General features: G+C 69.6%; 16 protein-coding genes. 9 read left to right on the top strand and 7 right to left on the bottom strand.

The window, feature by feature from the left end; translation table 11 throughout:
* The first annotated feature begins 413 nt into the window (after positions 1–413).
* Positions 414–1,409 carry a LacI family DNA-binding transcriptional regulator gene (locus AOK22_RS28330; RefSeq protein ID WP_055701589.1) on the top strand — a complete coding sequence of 332 codons (996 nt, stop codon included), beginning with the start codon at positions 414–416 and terminating at the stop codon, positions 1,407–1,409.
* Between the two features lie 10 nt (positions 1,410–1,419).
* On the opposite strand, the gene AOK22_RS28335 is transcribed toward AOK22_RS28330, so the two are convergent.
* On the bottom strand, positions 1,420–2,418 hold the full coding sequence (locus tag AOK22_RS28335) for a LacI family DNA-binding transcriptional regulator (RefSeq protein WP_055701562.1): 999 nt from the start codon (positions 2,416–2,418) through the stop codon (positions 1,420–1,422).
* Positions 2,419–2,709: 291 nt separating this feature from the next.
* Here AOK22_RS28335 and AOK22_RS28340 point away from each other — a divergent pair, with 291 nt between their 5' ends.
* The 4 genes from AOK22_RS28340 (at position 2,710) to AOK22_RS28355 (ending at position 6,547) form a co-directional block, all read left to right on the top strand.
* Positions 2,710–3,621 (top strand): carbohydrate ABC transporter permease, encoded by a 912-nt coding sequence (locus AOK22_RS28340; RefSeq protein WP_055701563.1) that lies wholly within the window; start codon positions 2,710–2,712, stop codon positions 3,619–3,621.
* A gap of 4 nt (positions 3,622–3,625) precedes the next feature.
* Positions 3,626–4,582, top strand: a complete 957-nt coding sequence (locus tag AOK22_RS28345) for a carbohydrate ABC transporter permease (protein ID WP_079036879.1) — start codon at positions 3,626–3,628, stop codon at positions 4,580–4,582.
* A 72-nt stretch (positions 4,583–4,654) separates the two neighbouring features.
* Entirely contained in the window at positions 4,655–5,989 is a 1,335-nt protein-coding gene (locus AOK22_RS28350; protein ID WP_055701564.1) for an ABC transporter substrate-binding protein, read from the top strand.
* Between the two features lie 195 nt (positions 5,990–6,184).
* Complete coding sequence (locus AOK22_RS28355) at positions 6,185–6,547, top strand: hypothetical protein (RefSeq protein ID WP_055701565.1); 363 nt, start codon at positions 6,185–6,187, stop codon at positions 6,545–6,547.
* 62 nt (positions 6,548–6,609) lie between these two features.
* Here the strand turns inward: AOK22_RS28355 and AOK22_RS28360 are convergent, their stop codons facing one another.
* Together AOK22_RS28360 and AOK22_RS40215 are read right to left on the bottom strand one after the other, a co-directional pair.
* Positions 6,610–7,554 carry a YihY/virulence factor BrkB family protein gene (locus AOK22_RS28360; protein WP_079036880.1) on the bottom strand — a complete coding sequence of 315 codons (945 nt, stop codon included), beginning with the start codon at positions 7,552–7,554 and terminating at the stop codon, positions 6,610–6,612.
* Positions 7,555–7,788: 234 nt separating this feature from the next.
* A complete protein-coding gene (locus AOK22_RS40215) occupies positions 7,789–7,962 on the bottom strand; it encodes a CsbD family protein (protein WP_069885620.1) in 174 nt (57 codons plus the stop codon).
* A gap of 233 nt (positions 7,963–8,195) precedes the next feature.
* Between AOK22_RS40215 and AOK22_RS28365 the strand changes: the two genes are divergently transcribed.
* Positions 8,196–8,366: a hypothetical protein gene (locus AOK22_RS28365; protein WP_055701566.1), complete on the top strand. Its 171-nt coding sequence runs from the start codon at positions 8,196–8,198 to the stop codon at positions 8,364–8,366.
* Between the two features lie 199 nt (positions 8,367–8,565).
* Here AOK22_RS28365 and arr read toward each other — a convergent pair whose 3' ends face one another.
* The 3 genes from arr to AOK22_RS28380 are packed head-to-tail and all read right to left on the bottom strand — an operon-like array spanning position 8,566 to position 10,439.
* A complete protein-coding gene (gene arr, locus AOK22_RS28370) occupies positions 8,566–8,976 on the bottom strand; it encodes an NAD(+)--rifampin ADP-ribosyltransferase (RefSeq protein WP_055701567.1) in 411 nt (136 codons plus the stop codon).
* Positions 8,977–9,021: 45 nt separating this feature from the next.
* Positions 9,022–10,017, bottom strand: a complete 996-nt coding sequence (locus tag AOK22_RS28375) for a hypothetical protein (protein WP_055701568.1) — start codon at positions 10,015–10,017, stop codon at positions 9,022–9,024.
* The gene (locus AOK22_RS28380; RefSeq protein WP_055701569.1) at positions 10,002–10,439 is read right to left on the bottom strand and encodes a peptidase inhibitor family I36 protein; all 438 of its coding nucleotides are present in this window, start codon (positions 10,437–10,439) and stop codon (positions 10,002–10,004) included. The genes AOK22_RS28375 and AOK22_RS28380 overlap by 16 nt, the downstream gene beginning before the upstream one ends.
* Before the next feature lie 271 nt (positions 10,440–10,710).
* On the opposite strand from AOK22_RS28380, the gene AOK22_RS28385 reads away from it, so the two are divergent.
* The gene (locus tag AOK22_RS28385; RefSeq protein ID WP_055701570.1) at positions 10,711–14,502 is read left to right on the top strand and encodes an nSTAND1 domain-containing NTPase; all 3,792 of its coding nucleotides are present in this window, start codon (positions 10,711–10,713) and stop codon (positions 14,500–14,502) included.
* 160 nt (positions 14,503–14,662) lie between these two features.
* Here AOK22_RS28385 and AOK22_RS28390 read toward each other — a convergent pair whose 3' ends face one another.
* Positions 14,663–16,045, bottom strand: a complete 1,383-nt coding sequence (locus AOK22_RS28390; protein ID WP_055701571.1) for a helix-turn-helix domain-containing protein — start codon at positions 16,043–16,045, stop codon at positions 14,663–14,665.
* A gap of 237 nt (positions 16,046–16,282) precedes the next feature.
* On the opposite strand from AOK22_RS28390, the gene AOK22_RS28395 reads away from it, so the two are divergent.
* Together AOK22_RS28395 and AOK22_RS28400 are read left to right on the top strand one after the other, a co-directional pair.
* The gene (locus AOK22_RS28395) at positions 16,283–16,906 is read left to right on the top strand and encodes a hypothetical protein (protein WP_055701572.1); all 624 of its coding nucleotides are present in this window, start codon (positions 16,283–16,285) and stop codon (positions 16,904–16,906) included.
* A 464-nt stretch (positions 16,907–17,370) separates the two neighbouring features.
* Positions 17,371–17,718, top strand: coding sequence for an AraC-like ligand-binding domain-containing protein (locus AOK22_RS28400; RefSeq protein ID WP_157872305.1), 348 nt, complete (start codon positions 17,371–17,373; stop codon positions 17,716–17,718).
* Positions 17,719–17,864: the final 146 nt, after the last annotated feature.

Below are 17,864 nucleotides of genomic sequence, written 5' to 3' on the forward strand. Positions count from 1 at the left end.
GGGTGGGGGAGGGCGGATGCGCCATCGTGTGCTGCGACGAAGCGTCCGCCCATGGAGGGATGCGCACGGAACTGCGTGCGCGGAACCACACGTGTGTGGTGGTCGAGTGATGCGTGCAGGGGCGCCCCGCACAACGTCCGGGATTCGGCCACCTCTTGACGGCGAGGTGGCGCCCGAGATGTGTTTGCGCAAACACGAGTGGTCGGAGGAGAGTCTGGGAGCGGCCCAAGGGGGTGTCAAGGACTTGGACAGTATTGGGCCGCCGACTGACCGTCCGCGATGGTTACGCCAACATGAGCGACGTACGGCTGCCCGCACGGTCGGCCTCCAGGTGCCCTACGGGAGGTCGCGACATGACCGCGCCGAAGCGGGCGAAGTCGCCCCGCTCACGTCCCCCGCGCCAGTGGCCGTCCATGGCGGACGTCGCCGCGATGGCCGGGGTCTCCTCGCAGACCGTCTCCCGGGTGGCGAACAACCGGGAGAACGTCGACGGGGCCACCCGCGAGAAGGTCCTGTCCGCCATGCAGGTCCTCGGCTACCGCCCCAACACGGCCGCCCGTGCCCTGGTCACCGGCAGGTTCGGGGCCTTCGGTGTGGTCAGCTTCGACATGGGCGCGCACGGCAACGCCCGTACGCTCGGCGCGATCGCCGACGCCGCGCGCGAGGCGGATTTCTCCGTGAACTTCATGGGCGTACGCACGCAGACCGAGGCCGCCGTGCGCCACGCGGTCCAGCATCTGATGCTGCAGTCCGTCGACGGCATCGTGCTGATCGAGTCGCAGATTCTGGACACGCCCTCGCTCCGGCTGCCGCCGTCCATGCCGGTGGTCGTCGCCGACGGGGACGCCGGTCACCGCTATCCCCACGTCGACTTCGACCAGGCCCACGGCGCCCACAGCGTGGTGGCCCATCTCCTCGGGCTCGGACACCGGACGGTCCGGCACCTCGCCGGCCCTCACGACGCGTTCTCCGCGCGGCGGCGCGCGGAGTCCTGGCGCCGCACCCTGACCGACGCCGGAGCACCCGTCCCTCCGCTCGTCCACGGCGACTGGTCGGCGGCGTCGGGCTACCGGGCCGGTCTCGGCATCGCCCGACGCGGCGACGTCACCGCCGTGTTCGCCGCCAACGACCAGATGGCCCTGGGGCTGATCCGCGCCCTGCACGAGTCCGGCCGTGACGTGCCCGGCGACGTCAGCGTGGCGGGCTTCGACGACATCCCCGAGGCCGCCTACCTCCGTCCGCCCCTGACCACCGTCCAGCAGGACTTCGAGGTGGTCGGCCGGCACTGCGTCTCCCTGCTTCTCGACCAGATCGAGGGGCGCACCGACGGCCCACTGAGGAAGGAGGTGGAACCCGTCCTCGTGGTCCGTGCCAGCACGGCGCGTCCGCGGCGGGGCGGCACGGCCTGACCCGCGCCGCTCAGCGTTCCTCCGCGTCCTGTCGCGGGGCCGCGACGCTGGCCCGCTCCACCAGGGTGGTCGGCACGAGCTGTATCCCCGTCACCGTCTCGCCGCGCAGCTCCCTCAGCGCGGCCTCCACGCACAACTCGCCCACCTGGGCGAAGTCCTGACGGATCGTCGTCAGCGGTGGGATGAAGGAGGACGCCTCCACGATGTCGTCGAAGCCGACGACGCTCACGTCCTCGGGGACCCGGACGCCTCGTTCGTTGAGCGCACGCAGCACGCCGAGGGCCATCTGGTCGTTGGCCACGAACACCGCCGTGCAATCGGCCTCGTCGGCGAGGCGCAGTCCCGCCTCGTAGCCCGAGTCGGGCGTCCAGTCGCCACGCAGCAGGGGCGGCACCCTGCGGCCCTCCTCGCGCAGCACCGCCTCCCAGGCGTCGGCGCGCCGGCTCGCCGCGAACGACGCCTCGGGCCCTGCCACGTGCCACACCGTGCCGTGTCCGCGGTCGAGCAGGTGCCGCACCGCCGTCCGGGCGCCCTGGCGCTGGTCCGTGTCCACGACCGGGAAGCGGCCCGTGGAGTCGGAGTCGACGACGACCACCTTGACGTGCGGCGGCAGCGTCAGCGCGGCGGTGTCGATCAGGTGCACCTCCATGATCAGGACGGCGGCGTCGACGGCCAGCTCGTCGAGCCGGCTGAAGGCGCCCCTGACATCGCCCTGTGTCGGGGCGTCGAGCGGGATCAAGGTGACGGCGTAGCCCGCGCGGGACGCAGATGACGCGATGGCCTCCAGCGTGCGGACGTTGCCGTGGCTGGCCAGCCCCATGGTGATGACGCCGATGACGCGGAAGTCGCCGCGCTTGAGGGCGCGGGCCGCGCTGTTGGGCCGGTAGCCCAGCTCCTTCATGGCGTCGATGACCTTCTGACGGGTGCTCTCGACGACGGCGGGGTCTCCGTTGGAGACCCGCGAGACGGTCTGCGAGGAGACCTCGGCGAGCCGGGCGACGTCCGCCATGGAGACCCGGCGCGGCCTGCCCCGCGCCCCTCGTCGTCCGTCGCCCCCGGCCGCCGCCGAACGGCCGGCCGTGCTCTTGTCACTCACCCGAATCTCTCCCTCGTCCGCTACTGCTTCGTGCTTGACGCCCCCCAGAGGGGATGTCACCATCACGCTACCGATGATTACGTAAACATTTCTCATCGCCCGCCCCGACCAGGGCCTCTTTTTCCGCCTCCGGGCAGACCTGTCTCGCTTCCCTCGACTCGCCCCCGTCTCCGGACTGTTCGGTCACCGACGCAAGGACCCAGCATGACGCTCCTGTCGACGCGCGCCACGGCACCATCACCCCGCTTCCGGCTCCGCAAGGAGGCCCTGGTCGGCTGGGGATTCGTCGGTCCGTTCGTCGGGGTCTTCGGTCTCGTCTTCCTCGCGCCGATCGGATACGCCCTGTACCTGAGCCTCTTCCAGGACCGGCTGATCGGCGGCACCTCTTTCGTCGGCCTCGACAACTACACCCAGGCGCTCTCCGGCCCCCGTTTCTGGGACGGGCTGGTCCGCGTCGGCCTCTTCCTCCTCGTACAAGTGCCGATCATGCTCGGCATCGCGCTCCTGGCCGCACTCGCGATCGACAGCGGAAGGCTGTACGGCACGGCCTTCTTCCGCGTCGCGATCTTCCTGCCGTATGCCGTGCCCGCCGTCGTCGCCAGCTTGATGTGGGGCTTCATGTACGGCACGCGGTTCGGCCTCGTCGGCAACATCAACGAGGCGTTCGGCGTCACGCTGCCCGACCCGCTCTCGCCCTCGCTGGTCCTCGCCTCCATCGGCAACATCGTGACCTGGGAGTTCGTCGGCTACAACATGCTGATCCTCTACTCCGCGCTCAAGGTCGTGCCCCGCTCCCTCTACGAGGCCGCGGCCATCGACGGCGCCGGTGAGTGGCGCGTCGTGACCTCGATCAAACTGCCGGCCATCCGCGGCGCCCTCGTCATCGCGACGATCTTCTCGATCATCGGCAGCTTCCAGCTGTTCAACGAGCCGAGCATCCTGCAGAAGCTCGCCCCCAACGCGATCACCAACGACCTGACCCCCAACCTCTACACCTACTCGCTGGCCTTCTCCGGGCAGCAGCACAACTACGCGGCGACCGTGGCGATCGTGATGGGCGTGCTCACCGCGATCATCGCCTACGCGGTCCAGCTGCGCGGCATGCGGAAGGGCTGAGCCGATGACCACCTCCCTCACCGGTACGGCGCCCGAACCCGCGACCGTGCCCCCGGCCGCGCCGCGCGCCGCGGCCACCACGGCCAGGCGCCGCAAGCGCGTCCCCGGCACCCCGCTCAACCCCCGCCCCAGCGTTCGCCTGACCCTCGTCACCGGCTTGGTCCTCGTCTACACCCTGTTGCCGCTCGCCTGGCTCTTCATCAACGCCACGAAGACCCAGAAGGGCCTCCTGGACTCCTTCGGCCTCTGGTTCGCCGACGACTTCGACCTCTGGGACAACATCGGCCGGACCCTCACCTACGACGACGGCGTCTTCGTCCGCTGGTTGCTGAATACGCTCCTGTACGTCGTCGTCGGAGCGGGCGGTGCCACTGTCCTCGCCGTCCTCGGCGGCTACGCGCTGGCCAAGTACGCCTTCCCCGGACGCCGGGCGGTCTTCGCGGTCGTCATCGGAGCCGTGGCCGTGCCGGGCACCGCGCTGGCCGTGCCCACCTTCCTGATGTTCAGCAAGATGGGCCTGACGAACACCCCGTGGGCCGTCGTCATCCCGTCGCTGATCTCGCCCTTCGGCCTGTACCTGATGTGGATCTTCGCAGCCGAGGCCGTTCCGGACGAACTGCTGGAGGCCGCGCGGATCGACGGTTCGGGCGAGCTGCGCACCTTCTTCCGGATCGCGCTGCCCCTCCTGATGCCCGGGACGGTGACCGTTCTGCTCTTCTCGATGGTCGCGACATGGAACAACTACTTCCTGCCGCTGATCATGATCAAGGACCCCGACTGGTACCCGCTGACCCTCGGCCTGAACGCCTGGAACGCCCAGGGCCAGACGGCCGGCGGAGAGGCCGTCTTCGACCTCATCATCACCGGGTCCCTGCTGACGATCGTCCCGATCGTGGTGGTCTTCCTGCTGCTCCAGCGGTACTGGCAGTCCGGTCTGGCCGCCGGCAGCGTCAAGGAATGACCCTCCCCGACCTCCAGCCGCTTTCTCCTGTTCCGCCCCGTCCATCCGCACCACCGACCAGGAGCACATCCCATGAGAACGCACACCCCCCGCAGACTGCTCGGAGCGCTCGCCGTGGCCTCCGCGCTCGCCCTGACCGCCACGGCCTGTGGCTCCGGCGAGTCGGACGGCGGTGACAGCGGCCCCAAGGACGTCAAGGCCGCGCTGGAGAAGGGCGGCAAGGTGACGGTGTGGGCCTGGGAACCCACACTCAAGAAGGTGGCGGCGGACTTCGAGAAGAAGTACCCGAAGGTCGACATCGACCTGGTCAACGCCGGTACGGGAGACAAGCAGTACACGGCGCTCCAGAACGCCGTGTCGGCCGGCTCGGGCGCCCCCGACGTGGCCCAGCTCGAGTACTACGCCCTCGGCCAGTTCGCCATCGGCAAGTCCGTCGAGGACCTCTCCGCCTACGGGGCACAGAAGCACGCCACGAGCTTCACCCTCGGCCCCTGGAGCGCCGTGTACAGGGACAAGGCCATCTACGCCCTGCCCATGGACTCCGGCCCCATGGCGTTCTTCTACAACAAGAAGGTCTTCGACAAGCACGGCATCAAGGTCCCGACCACCTGGGACGAGTACGTGGACGCCGCCCGCGCCCTCCACCGCGCCGACCCCGAGGTCTTCATCACCAATGACACAGGAGATGCCGGCGCCACCACCAGTCTCATCTGGCAGGCCGGCGGCCGCCCCTACAAGACGGACGGCACCCATGTGAAGGTCGACTTCGGCGACGAGGGCAGCAAGAAGTACACCTCCACCTGGCAGAAACTCCTCGACGACAAGCTGGTCGCGCCGATCAGCTCCTGGAGCGACGCCTGGTACAAGGGGCTGGCCGACGGCTCCATAGCCACCCTCTCCATCGGCGCCTGGATGCCGGCCAACTTCACCTCCGGCGTCCCCTCCGCTTCGGGCGACTGGCGGGTCGCCCCGCTGCCGCAGTGGAAGAAGGGCGCCAAGGTCAGCGCCGAGAACGGCGGCAGCGCGCTGGCCATCCCGAAGGCCGCCAAGAACAAGGAACTGGCCTACGCCTTCACGGAGTTCGCGACCACCGGTGCCGGGGCCAGCACCCGTGTCGCCGAGGGCGCCTTCCCCGCCACCCGGACCGACCTGGAGTCGAAGGCCTTCCTCGACACCGAGTTCCCCTACTTCGGCGGCCAGAAGGCCAACCGCGTCTTCGCCGAATCCGCCCGCAACGTCGGTCCGAACTGGACCTACCTGCCCTACCAGACGTACGCGAACTCGATCTTCAACGACACCGTGGGCAAGGCCTACGTTTCGTCGACCAAGCTCGCGGACGGACTGGACACCTGGCAGAAGGCCAGCGTGAAGTACGGCAACGACCAGGGGTTCACCGTCAACGAGTGACGCGACGAGGGCGGGCCGGCGAGGCCCTCGTCCGGTGGCCGCGATAAGGGCCGGCTGCCCGAAGGGCGGCCCGCCCCTGCCCTCGACAGCCGACCGGACTATGTTGACCGGATGCAGCCACAGCAGGGCCACACCACCCCTCCCCAACCAGCCGCCGCGCCCGCGCATCCGCGGAGCCGTACGACAGCCGCAGCCATGTGGCTGGTTGTGGGCCTCGTCGTCGGTGCCGGTGCCGTCGGAGGGGCGTGGGCTCTGAGCGGCGACGGTGCGAGTTCGGAGGGTGCGACCGCGGCAGGGGACGCGCATGCCGCCTGCCAGGCGCTCGACGGATTCGACGAGGCGCAGTACACGGAGAAGGGCTCGGTCGGCGATATCGCCGTGAACCGGTACGCCGCCGCGGGAGCGTTCGCCGCGGCGGCCGCGGCGGGGGATGCGCAGTACAAGCCGCTCTCCCAGGCGATACGCCGCTCGCAGGAGCGCCATGCCCGGGTCTTCGAGTTCGACGCCGCGGCGAAGAAGGACCTGGACAAGGCCCGTGGGATCTGCCGGGATCTGTAGCGTCGGTCCGCAGTGGCGGTGACGTGCGGTCAGGTCCGTCGGGGGCAGCGTGACCGCGATCGTCACTCCGGCCGACGGCCTCGTCCCCCTGCCAGTTGATCCGAATGATCGGCCCCGTCCGTCCCTTGCTGCATGCTGAGGGCGGCCGAGAACTGGGCGCCCGTCAGGATCGCCAGGTTGGAGAGCCACAGCCAGATGAGGAAGACGATGGCACCGGCGAGCGATCCGTAGAGCTGACTGTAGGTGCCCATGATGGATGTATAGAGCGCGAACCCTCCGGTCACCACCAGCCACAGCACTCCGGCCAGAATCCCGCCGGGGAGGCTGACATGGCGCTTGCGGGCCTGTTCCGGTCCCGTGCGGAACACCGTGCACACCAGGAGGACGATCAGTGCGAGCAACATGGGCCAGCGTGCGATCGACCAGGCAACGGCGACAGCCGAGTCCAGGTGCAGGGCCCGCCCGAATTCTTCGGCGAGCGGCCGGCTGAGCACCAGCACCAGCGATGTCATCACGAGGAGCGCGAGCAGGGTCAGCGCCGTGAGAATGGTGTGGTGCGCCCTGGAGAGAGGGGTGCGCCGGTCCGGGGTGCGGTGCATGCGGTGCAGGGCTCGCCGGCAGACGGCCAGGTAGCTGCATGAGGACCAGACCGCGCTCACCGTCCCGGTGACGATGACGGTCCACGCTCCGGCGTTCTCGCGCAGCATGCGGGTGAGCAGTTCGTGCAGCTGATTGCTTGCTTGCCCCGGTGCGTAGGTGGTCACATGCTCGATCAGCGACTGGGCCGCGTCCGGGCTGAGGAGGCCGAAGACGGCGACCGTCACCAGGAGGGCGGGGAGCACTGCCAGCGTGGCGTAGTAGGTGAGGGCGGCGGCATAGTCGCTGATGTCGTCGTCCCACAAGGAGACCGGTGTGCGGCGCAACGCCCGCCGCCAGGACGTGACGGTCGCCGCGTCCGACTCGGTGGGGGGTGGAGCGACACCTGCGTCAGACTGCTGCGTCGTCATGTTCGTGATCCCTTGCCGTGATGACGTTCTGTGGGTTGGACCCAGCCCGCGGACGGATGTTACGCACCAGTGTCGGGGTGTCAGCGACACGGTCCACGACGTGCGACGCGCGTGAGTCGGAGAAACTCATCCCGCGGCGGCCTGAGGCCGATTCTTTCTCCGGCAGGGTTCAAGCGCATGAAGGAGGGGCGGCCCCGCTCTGAGGCCGCCCCTCCCCGGGATTTCGTTGTGCGGCTAGCGCTTGCCGATGTCCTTGGTCTTTTCCTTGACCTGGCGCGCGTCGCCCTTCATCTGCTGGGCGCGGCCTTCGCCTGTGAGGCGTTCGTTGCCCACGGCGCGTCCGGCGGCCTCCTTGGCGGCACCGACGGCCTGGTCGAGCTTCGCCTTGGCCTTCTCGCTGGCGGTCATCTCCGCTCACGCTCCCTTGGCATCGACATCATGTGATCACCCTCCGCCTCACCGCTGCGGTCGTCGGTAAACATCATCGGTCCGGGGGATTCCGGCGCCGCCAGATGGAGGGACGGGGGTGGAAGCGAGCATTCCAGGTGCGCCCAGATGCCCTGCATCCGGTGAAAGAAACGTGCTTCTCGTGTGTTTGTGGGCGCGAGTCAGGAGCACAAGGTGGTCAGGAGGTAATAACAATGGTTCCCCTGCTCGTAGTTCTTCTTCTGGCTCTGCTCCTGTTCGGTGCGGGCTTCGCCCTCAAGGCGCTGTGGTGGATAGCTGTTGTCGTGCTGGTCGTGTGGCTGCTCGGCTTCGTGATCCGGCCTGCCGCGAGTGGCGGTCGCAAGGGCCGCTGGTACCGATGGTGATGAGCGCCTGAATATCCATAATCTCCATTGCGCGATACGCGGCCACGGCAGGTGGCACTGACAAGGGGTGAGCCCGGCCAGGGACAGCCGGGCTCACCCCTTTTTCCTGTGCTACTACTTTCTCCTGTGCTGCTGCGCTGGTCCCGCGAGGGGGCAGCGGGCTGTGTGGCGAGCAGTCAAAGTAAGGGCGGGCCGAACCTCAGTTGATGATTTCGGCACGGTCGTCCAGAAGGATTGCGGCCAGCCGGTCTCGCCACATCTGGAGAGCTTCGGGTGTCTGCCGTGTCCAGTCGGTGACCTCGCCGACGATCCGGAGCGGTTCCCTGCTGCGGTAAGAGCGAGTGGGGTTGCCGGGGAACTTCTTGTCGGTGACGTTGGGATCGTCCTCGAACTCCCCGGTCGGTTCGACGGCGTACACGCGCGGGGGCCCGTCGCCCGCGGCGAGTTCGGCGGCGAGTCCAGCACCGTCGCGCAACGCGGTGAAGTAGATGTGGTTCATCACGATGTCGGGCCGATAATTGGAACGGAAACCGGCGGTGAGCTGATCTCCGACCTGCAAGTCAGCCTTTGTGCCATGAAAGAAAGGACCCTCGTCCAACGCCTTGTCCATCGCAGCAGGTTATCAACTGAGTTGTCGTGAAAGGGAGCCGTCATGTCATGGCTCCTGGGCGAGCACCTCGCGACCGCGGGCGACCGCGGTGTCACGGTGGAAGGCGAGGGACGCGAGGGTTGCCTTGTCGCGTGCCGGTAGCGTGGCGACGAGGTGACGCTGCACGCGCAGGCTGACGGCGGGGATGTGAGCTTTGAGGGCGCACTCACCGTCGGCCACGGCGACGTCTTTCTCGTGTTGCCGGAACTTCTCGGTGGCTCCCGACTTCTGGTACTCCTTCTTCAGTCTCGGTTGAATGCTCTCCGGCGTGGCATAGGCATGTCCTCGCGCCCGCATGCAGGACCGCCAGTCGGAGAGGGCTGCTCGATAGGCCGGTGTGCGTGGGATGCGTTGGCCGAGCTGGTTGTCGATCTTCTCGGGTACGTAGGTGATGCGAGCCCACAGACGGACATCGCCCGCCAGTCGTTTCTCGCTGTCGGCGCGACACCCCTGCCTGGGGACGGAGACCTCGCCCCAATCGGTATCGGTGACGCGCTCCCTCTTCTCGGGTGGGCCGAAGAGCGCCCTGTCGAAACGTGTTCTCTCCTTCTGCGGAAGAGTCTCGTAGTAGCGGTCGATCGGTGCGTTCGACCGCGCCAGTCCGCCTTGCTCGGTCGAGGCGATGCCGTAACCGGAGCGTCGGCGGTCGGGGAGTTCGACGGCTGCCGGCTCGTCCTCGGGTGCCCGGGGAGCTGGCGCAGCGACGGCCGGATAGGCGAAGCCCGTGTTCCGCATGCAATCGCGGACCAGCTTCTCGGAGGCCTCCCGGAGAAGCTTCTCCGTCGCGGGCCATGAACCGGAGTGCGTGGCCAGGTCGACGGCGGAACTGCCGAGCCGTCCGTCGAAGGGCGGCGGGGTCGAGGGCACGAAGTCCGTCGGGGCGTCCGGTGGTTGTGTGGGCGCGCAACCGGTCACGGCGGTCACTGACAGCGCGGCCGCAGCCAGGGCCGCCCGCACGAGACGGGCGCCCCTGACCGGCCGGTTGGTTACGAGGAGCACCACTTGTTGGAGCTGATCGTGTCGTTGAACCCGGCGTCGCTGTAGTCCCTGGCGAAGTCGCCGACCTTGTCCCCCCTGCTGAGGCTGTGCCATCGGCTGGTCTTGCTGTAGCTGCGGTTGGAGTAGAAGTAGACGGTGCACTGGCGGCCGTTGTTGGCGATGGAGCTGATGCAGTCCTCCCAGCCTCGGCTGCCGCACGAGTTCGCGGAGTTGCGCAGCGTGGCGAAGTTGGCGTTGTCGCCCTCCACCTGTCCGCGGTTGCCACGGAACTCCGAGTGCGGCCAGAAGCACGCGGACCCCGAAGGACATTCTCCCGCCTGCACGGAGACCTCTGAGCCGCCACCGTCACCGGTCGCCTGGGCGGTGGGCGCCATGGCCAGACACAAGGCCGCGGCACTGATGGAGATGGCCAGCTTCTTCTTCACGTCGTCCCTCTCGTCGTCGTGTCGTTCCTGTCGTCCCGGAAGCGCCCGGCGCACTGGGTGTGCGATCCGGCGGTGTCCCGAGACGGCACCGATTCCAGCGGGGGCCGCATTGTTCAGGAGCCCTGGTCAGGGGGTGCTGAACAAATCGACAGCAGAGGGATCCCGTGGTGACGGCTGGCCGGAGAGTCGCTTGTCGATGCGCGGCGGCGCTCCGTAATGTGACGCGACCATGACGTTCTTGACGTGATCATGAGTGTTCGTGCGGAGGGTGATGGGGCGCCAAGAGAAGCCGCTGGATCCGTCCGACGGACCCGTCCAGGAGTTCGCCTGTGCCCTGCGCAAGCTGCGGCGGGAAGCGGGCACGGTGCCCTACCGGGTACTGGCGCAACGGGCCGGGTACTCCGTGACCGCCCTCTCCCGGGCGGCCGCGGGCGAGAATCTGCCCTCTCTGGAGGTGACCCTGGCGTACGCGGTGGCGTGCGGCGGGGACCGCGCCGAGTGGGAAGAGCGCTGGCACGGTGCCGTACGTGAGGCACGGCAGCACGACATCGAGGCGCCGGACGGGCCCGAGCCGACGGTCCCGTACCGCGGACTGGCCCGATACGAGATCGACGACCACGCCTTCTTCTTCGGACGCAGGCGACTCACCGAGAAACTCGTGCACCTCGTGCGGGAACACCCCGCCACGGCGGTACTCGGACCCTCGGGAGTGGGCAAGTCCTCACTGCTGCGGGCCGGCCTGGTGCCGTGGCTGCGCCAGGCCGCAGACATGCCGCGCCCGGCGGCCATCCGCCTCCTGACGCCCGGGCCCGAGCCGTGGCGCACGCACGAGAAGGCACTGCAGCCGGCGGACGGGCCGGGGCCGACATGGGTGATCGTCGACCAGTTCGAGGAACTCTTCTCGCTGTGCCGCGAACCGCGGGAGCGCACCGCTTTCCTCGACGCGCTGCTGTCGACGGCCCCGGACGCCGGCCGCCTCCGCGTGGTGATCGGCATCCGCGCGGACTTCTACGCACGCTGCCTGGAGCACCCTGGGCTGACCGCCGTCCTGGGGTCGGCCACTCTGCCGGTGGGCCCCATGAGCCGTACGGAACTGCGCGAGGCCATCGTGCGGCCGGCGGCGGTACGGGGCATGGCGGTGGAGCCCGCCCTGACAACGGCACTGATCGAAGCCGTCGCCGACCAGCCAGGCGGACTGCCCCTGATGTCCCATGCGCTGCAGGAGGTCTGGCGCCACCGCCACGGCCAGACACTGACACTGCGGAGCTACCACGGCATCGGCGGCGTCGACGGGGCCGTGGCGCAGAGCGCGGAGGACGTCTACTGCGCCCTCACACCTGGCCAGCAGGACATGGCACGCCGGATCCTGCTGCGCCTGATCACCCCCGGCGACGACGCCCCGGACACCAGGCGCCCCACACGACGGCAGGAGCTGGACTTCGCCGACCAGGACGCGACCCGCGCCGTGCTGGACCGACTGGCCCGCGCCCGCCTGATCGCGCTGGACCAGGACATGGTCGATCTGTCCCACGAGGCGTTGCTCTCCTCCTGGCCGAGGTTCGCCGAGTGGGCCCACGAGAACCGCGAACGGCTCCGGTTGCACCGCGGGCTCACCCAGGCCGCGTACGCATGGAACGAACACGGCAGGGACCACGAATCGCTCTACCGCGGCTCCCGCCTCACCGCCGCGGAGGAAGCCTTCGGCGCCCCTGAAGCGCGCGATGAACTGACAGGCGTGGAGCAGGCGTTCCTCGACTCCGGTGCCAAGGCCCGGCGCCGGGCAGACCGTCGTCGCCGTGCCGCGGTGACGGCTCTGTGCCTGGTCACCGTCCTGGCCCTGATCGCCGTCACCTTGGTGTGGCAGGAGCGCAGGGCCGACGTCCGGCAGGAGACACAGATGACGGCCCGGCGCGTGGCGGCCATCGCGGACAGCATGCGCCGCACCGACCCCCAGACGGCGACGCGCCTCAGCATCGCGGCCTGGCGGATCGCCGAGACCGAGGAGACCCGCGCGTCCTTGATCGCGGCGCTGGCACAGCCGGACCAGGACCTCTTCGCCATCCCGAGCAAGCGCCGCACGCCCGGGATCAAGGACATCTCCCTGAGCCCGGACGGCCGGACACTGCGCCTGCACGCGGGGACCAGGCTGGAGCACTGGGATGTCCGAACCCACCGCCGCACGCGCGTCAGTGAACTGCCCGGTGCGGAAGCGGACGACTTCGTCCTGCCGAGCCCGGACGGCCGGTTGGTCGTGGGCAGCGAAGGGGACCGCTCCGGCATCACGGTCTGGGACACGCTCACCCATCGCCGCAGGTTCCTCGAGCCCGGGGACGCGAGTGAGGTGTCCAGCGTCTCCTGGTCCGACTCGGGCCGCGTCGTCGTCATGCGGCTGGACGAACAAGTAGAGCTGTGGGACGCGGACAGCGGACGCCGCCTCATGAGACACGCTCCCGCCACGGATACGGGCCCGGCGCGGGTCGCTGTGACGCCCAACGGCCGCCTCGCCGTCCTGTGCACGGGAGACCGGCTCACTCTGTGGGACCTGAGGACCACGAGGCCGGCCGGCAGGCCGCTGCCCACCCGTGGCAAGCGGACCAAGTGCGCCGGCATGGATCTGAGGTTCGCGCCGGACAACCGCACCCTGGGGATCGTGGACCCCGGCGGGATACGCCGTATCGACGTCTCTGCCGGACGGCACCTCGCCTCCCTTCTCCATCCGTCCCTGCGGTCGTTCACCTTCAGTTCGGACTCGAAGTTCGTGGCGGCGTTCAGCCACGACGAAGCACTGCTGTGGCGCGTCGACGCGCCCGACCGCCGCAGCAGGACACCCAGGACGGCCCTGTACCCGATCGAGAAGTCCACGGAGCGCTCCGCACCGCTCTTCCGTCGACCGATCCTCGGCGAGGACGCCGCGGCCATGCGCATCGACAGGGACAGCGGCGTCCTGCGCTATCTGAGTTCGGACGCCGGCGGTCGTACGGCTGTCCGCACTCTCGTCCCCGGCCAGGCCCTCACCTCACGTACATGGCAGGCCACGGCATTACGCGCCGCACGCTTCGGCCCCGACGCCCGTCTCCTGCTGACCGAGCGACAGACCACCGACACGGCCCACTTCAGACTGCTCGACGTGCGCGGTCGCCGCGCACCGACCGCTCTTCCGGACGTGGCTCTGTCCGGCACACCGGACCAGGACCCCGAGGAGCAGAGCACGACGCAGCTGAACTCCTTCAGCCCCGACGGCAAGTTCCTCACCTACGGGCCCACGCTCAAGGACCCTCAGTCAGCGCGGCTTTGGGATGTACGCCGACGCACAGGCTCCCCGCTCTTCGCGCCCCATGACGGTCGGGACAGCCGCCCCAGGCCGCTTATCTCCGTGACATTGGCACCCGGATCCCACCGTTCCGATCCGCCGGTTCCCTACGCGCTCACGTCGACCGGACTGTGGGACCTGCGCCACCGAAGGAAGGTCGCACCGCCTGCCGAGTTCGGCGAGGCCGCGTTGGCCCTGCATCCCGGGAACCGGGCCCTGGCCGTGGGGAAGGGCAGACTGGTGCGCCTGCCCCGCGGCCCCGCGACGCGACACTTCTGGCGGGAAGGGCCGGACGGTCCTCTCGCCTTCAGCCCCGACGGCTCGCTCTTGGCACTGGGCACGGCGCTGGGACAGGCCTCGTTGTGGGACGGCACGGGACGGCGCCGGCTGGGCGTCCTGACACCGGACGCGCCCCGCACTCATGACCCCGTTCCCATCGCGGCGCTGGCCTTCTCTCCCGACGGCCGGACACTGGCCTTGGCCGATACGGCGGGAGTGGTTCAGCTGTGGGACGTCCGATCCCACCGGCCTGTAGGGACGCCTCTACCGGCCCCTGGCGACGCCGCGCTGGCACTGGCCTTCGATCGCACGGGCCGGTACCTCCACGTCGCGGGGGCGAACACCGCGGCACGCTCCTACGACCTCAGCCCCACGCACATCGCGGACGCCCTGTGCCGCCGACTGCTCGCTCCGCTCACGCGCGCCGAGTGGCAGAGACTCATTCCGGAGGCCGCCTTCCGGAGGACTTGTTGACGTCTGGGGAGGCAGTTGCTGATCGTGGCCGGATTCGGTGTGCGGGCGGGGTGGCCGGTCCGGGAACGGCATCGGTACCCATCACCGCGCCCCACCGCGCGGGTGCTCACCTCTCGGCCCGCGTGTACGTCCGGACACCCCTCCGCAACCTGCCTCGTCCTCAGCTGTAGGTCCCCCACCGGCGTCCCAGGGTGTCGTACATGTACCGGGGCAGGCCCTTGATGGCGCTGGTGCGGAACGGGCGGCCGTCGTCGTCGATGCGCACGGTGCCCTTGCGGCCCTGGGAGGACCAGTCCAGCTCCAGGTACCAGCGGCAGTCGCACGAGCTGGTCCCGGCCGTGATCAGCAGCACCTCGGGGTCCTTCGCCGAGACGCGGTAGGGCATGCGTACGGCCGGGATCGGTGTGCCGGAGTCGTTCCCGGGCACCGCGCGGGCGATGGGGCGGTCCTTGTCGAGGTCCACGGCGAAGTACCGGGGAGTGACCGCGCCGCCGCAGCCCAGGTCCATGGCGTAGGCGTTGCCCTCGGCCGGCGCCGTACGGCCGACCACACGCACGCGCAGCGCCTCCAGTACGACGGCCGTGTCGCTGCGTCCCTGCACCGACAGTTGTACGAGCGTCTCGCCGCCGTGCACCGCGCGCTGCGTCGACGCCCAGAGCGCCGCGTCCTGCGGGGCTGGGGGAGGCGGGACCTGGCCCGGGGGCTTGGCGATGACGTAGTCGTGACCGCAGCCGAGCTTCCAGGCCTGGGAGTTGACGGACCAGGTGAGCGGCAGCCCGGCGGGCCGTTCGCCGCGGGGCGGGGCAGAGGTCGCGTCGGGCGGGGGAGAGGCGCCCGACTTCTTCTTCGGGCTCTTCGGGCTCTTCGGGGTGGCGGTGTCGGAAGGCCGCTCGGAGGTGGGTGTGCCGCTCGGGCCGGGTGAGACGGCCCCTCGCTCCGGCGCCCTGGCCTCCGCCGTACCGGCGACCCGGTCAGGACCGTCGGCGGACGCCCGCCGCCCGTCCGGCAGCACGGAGAAGGCCCCGAGCGTCGCGAGCACGGCACAGACGGAGGCCAGCCCGACCACGAGACGTCTACGGCGGTACCAGGGGCGGTGCGGGAGCTGGAGCGGGGGCGCGCCGGGCGGTCCGGGCGCAGGGTCCGTTTCGGCGACCGGGCCGCCGTCGGCCTTAGGTGCCGTGTCCGGTTGGGTGCTGCCCTCCGCCGCGTCGTTCACGGGTTCTGCCACCGTGGCGTCGGGCACGCTCTCCGCCGCCCCCGCCGTACGAGGCCGATGGCGTGCCGCCACTGCCAGGAGCCAACGGCGGTGGAGTTCCAGGCGTTGCTCCGAGGCCGCCCCGCACAGGGCCGCGAAGCGTTCCACGGGGGCGAAGTCGAGCGGCACCGCGTCGCCCGCGCAGTAGCGGTGCAGCGTCGAGGTGTTCATGCCCAGACGGCGGGCCAGCGAGCCGTAGCTCCGGTCCGTGCCCTCCTTCAGCGCCCGCAGCAGCGTCGCGAACTCCGCCACCTCGTCGACGCCGCCGCCGTCGTGCTGTGCCGACACAGATCATCCCCCGCCTTTGTACGTCCTCACACGGCCTGGGACGGCATCCCAGGCACCCCATATACCTGCACGTCAGACGGGCTGGGATGGTTCCATCGTGTCGGATCGGCCGTCGGTTGTTGCGCCCGGCCGGTGTGACCGCTGATGCTCTTGGTGCCGCACCGAACAGGCCCGGGCCGACCAGCCGGCCTCACCGCGGCATCCACGTCCACGCACTCATCCACGGGGGTAACACCCATGTCCCTGCGCATCCGAACGAGCGCTTGCACCGCACTCACCGTCGCCGCCCTCGCCGCGGGCACGGTCCTCACGGCACCGACCGCCGGCGCCGCGCCGAAGGCCGCCGCGCCGAAGTTCCTGTCGGCGTCCCAGCTTCCGCCGCACCCCACGTCGTCCTGGACCGCCGGGCCGGTCACCGAGGGGTTCCCGGAGGCGCTCGGGGACTGCGTGAGCACGGAGGGCGTGCCCTCCTACGACTACCGGCACCGGGACTTCCGGACCGATCTGGAGACCAGCGCCGTGCAATTGACCGTCGTGACGGGCACGGCCGCCCAGGCCAAGGGGCTGGCGAAGCACTACGACGACCTGATCCGTACCTGCGCCGAGCGTATCGAGCAGGCATCGCCCGACGTCGCGGCCGAGGGCCGCGACTACGGCAAGCTGCCGGTCGAGGAGGGCGCCCGCGTCCGCGGCCTGCACACCGAGACGTCCGGGGGCGCCACCGACGTCGCTCTGCTGTCGGTCGGGCGGGACGGCAGGACGGTCACCGTCGTGAAGTGGGGCCAGATGGGCGACTTCGGGGACGCGCCCGTGGCTGCCTTCAAGAAGACCACGACCACGGCCGTCAACAAGCTGTACTGACCGGTCGGCCACCGGTTGAGGGACGGGGCCGTCCTCCCGCCACGGGGGTCGGGAGGACGGCCCCGTATCGGTCATGCGTCGCACTGCTCGGGCGTCCGCCCTCTGGCCCGCCGTTCGCGTTCCGGTCGTCGACCATGTGGTCGTTGACGATGCGACATGACTGCCGGGTGTCCCACTGAGGACGGTTCCCCGTGGAGGCGGCATGCCGTCGCGTCCGCCTGTGTCGGCGGAAGTACCGCTGAGCAAGTCAAGAGAGCACAGAAGCTCGCCCACCGAGCGGAGATCACCACCGGCACCCAAAGAGCGACCAAGCCGACTCCAAGAGTTGTCATCCTTCCGCGAGTGCGCCTCGGGGCGGACCATCCTGGTGCCCGGGCATGAGGGGGTACATCATGGGGCCCCCACAAGGTCAGACGGCCGAGTCGAGCAGCTTTGTCACGCGTTCCGTGGAGGAAGCCAGTCACGTGCTCTCGGAGGTCTACTACGACCTGAGGCTCGAGGTGAAGAGGGCGGACGCGAAGGACTTCGTCACCCGGATCAACACGGCCGACCTCGGCGCGCTGACCGTCGGCCACGTCAGCTTCGGCACCGAGATCAGAACGGGATACTGCGAGCCGGGCTTCTACCACGTATGCGTACCGCTCGGAGGAAGCTTCGGCGTCCAAGAGGGCTCCGCCCCGCCCGTGTACACCACCACGCACAAGGCCATCATCTACGACCCTTCCCGGCTCAGTAGCGGGTCCCCCAGACCCCGGTATCCGCTGCAGGGCTCCATGGAGAGCGCGTGGAGCCCTGCCCGTATGTCTCCGTGACCGCAACGAGATCAGGGGAACCCGGGCTCAGGACTAGAGGGCGTCCGCATCCCTCTCGTAGCTCCTCTCGGCGTAGATCAGGGACCGTGAAACCTTGACCACTGCGAGGCGTCCATCGGGGAATTCGCACCGTGGACCTGGTCCTG

Origin of the sequence: Streptomyces silaceus (assembly GCF_001419745.1) — a bacterium.
GTDB classification, from domain to species: Bacteria; Actinomycetota; Actinomycetes; order Streptomycetales; family Streptomycetaceae; genus Streptomyces; species Streptomyces silaceus.

Excerpts from the sequence above, each read along its gene's own strand:
- AOK22_RS28330 (WP_055701589.1), top strand. The coding sequence starts at position 414 with ATGGCGGACGTCGCCGCGATGGCCGGGGTCTCCTCGCAGACCGTCTCC.
- AOK22_RS28335 (WP_055701562.1), bottom strand. The coding sequence starts at position 2,418 with ATGGCGGACGTCGCCCGGCTCGCCGAGGTCTCCTCGCAGACCGTCTCG.
- AOK22_RS28340 (WP_055701563.1), top strand. The coding sequence starts at position 2,710 with ATGACGCTCCTGTCGACGCGCGCCACGGCACCATCACCCCGCTTCCGG.
- AOK22_RS28345 (WP_079036879.1), top strand. The coding sequence starts at position 3,626 with ATGACCACCTCCCTCACCGGTACGGCGCCCGAACCCGCGACCGTGCCC.
- AOK22_RS28350 (WP_055701564.1), top strand. The coding sequence starts at position 4,655 with ATGAGAACGCACACCCCCCGCAGACTGCTCGGAGCGCTCGCCGTGGCC.
- AOK22_RS28355 (WP_055701565.1), top strand. The coding sequence starts at position 6,185 with ATGTGGCTGGTTGTGGGCCTCGTCGTCGGTGCCGGTGCCGTCGGAGGG.
- AOK22_RS28360 (WP_079036880.1), bottom strand. The coding sequence starts at position 7,554 with ATGACGACGCAGCAGTCTGACGCAGGTGTCGCTCCACCCCCCACCGAG.
- AOK22_RS40215 (WP_069885620.1), bottom strand. The coding sequence starts at position 7,962 with ATGACCGCCAGCGAGAAGGCCAAGGCGAAGCTCGACCAGGCCGTCGGT.
- AOK22_RS28365 (WP_055701566.1), top strand. The coding sequence starts at position 8,196 with ATGGTTCCCCTGCTCGTAGTTCTTCTTCTGGCTCTGCTCCTGTTCGGT.
- arr (WP_055701567.1), bottom strand. The coding sequence starts at position 8,976 with ATGGACAAGGCGTTGGACGAGGGTCCTTTCTTTCATGGCACAAAGGCT.
- AOK22_RS28385 (WP_055701570.1), top strand. The coding sequence starts at position 10,711 with ATGGGGCGCCAAGAGAAGCCGCTGGATCCGTCCGACGGACCCGTCCAG.
- AOK22_RS28395 (WP_055701572.1), top strand. The coding sequence starts at position 16,283 with ATGTCCCTGCGCATCCGAACGAGCGCTTGCACCGCACTCACCGTCGCC.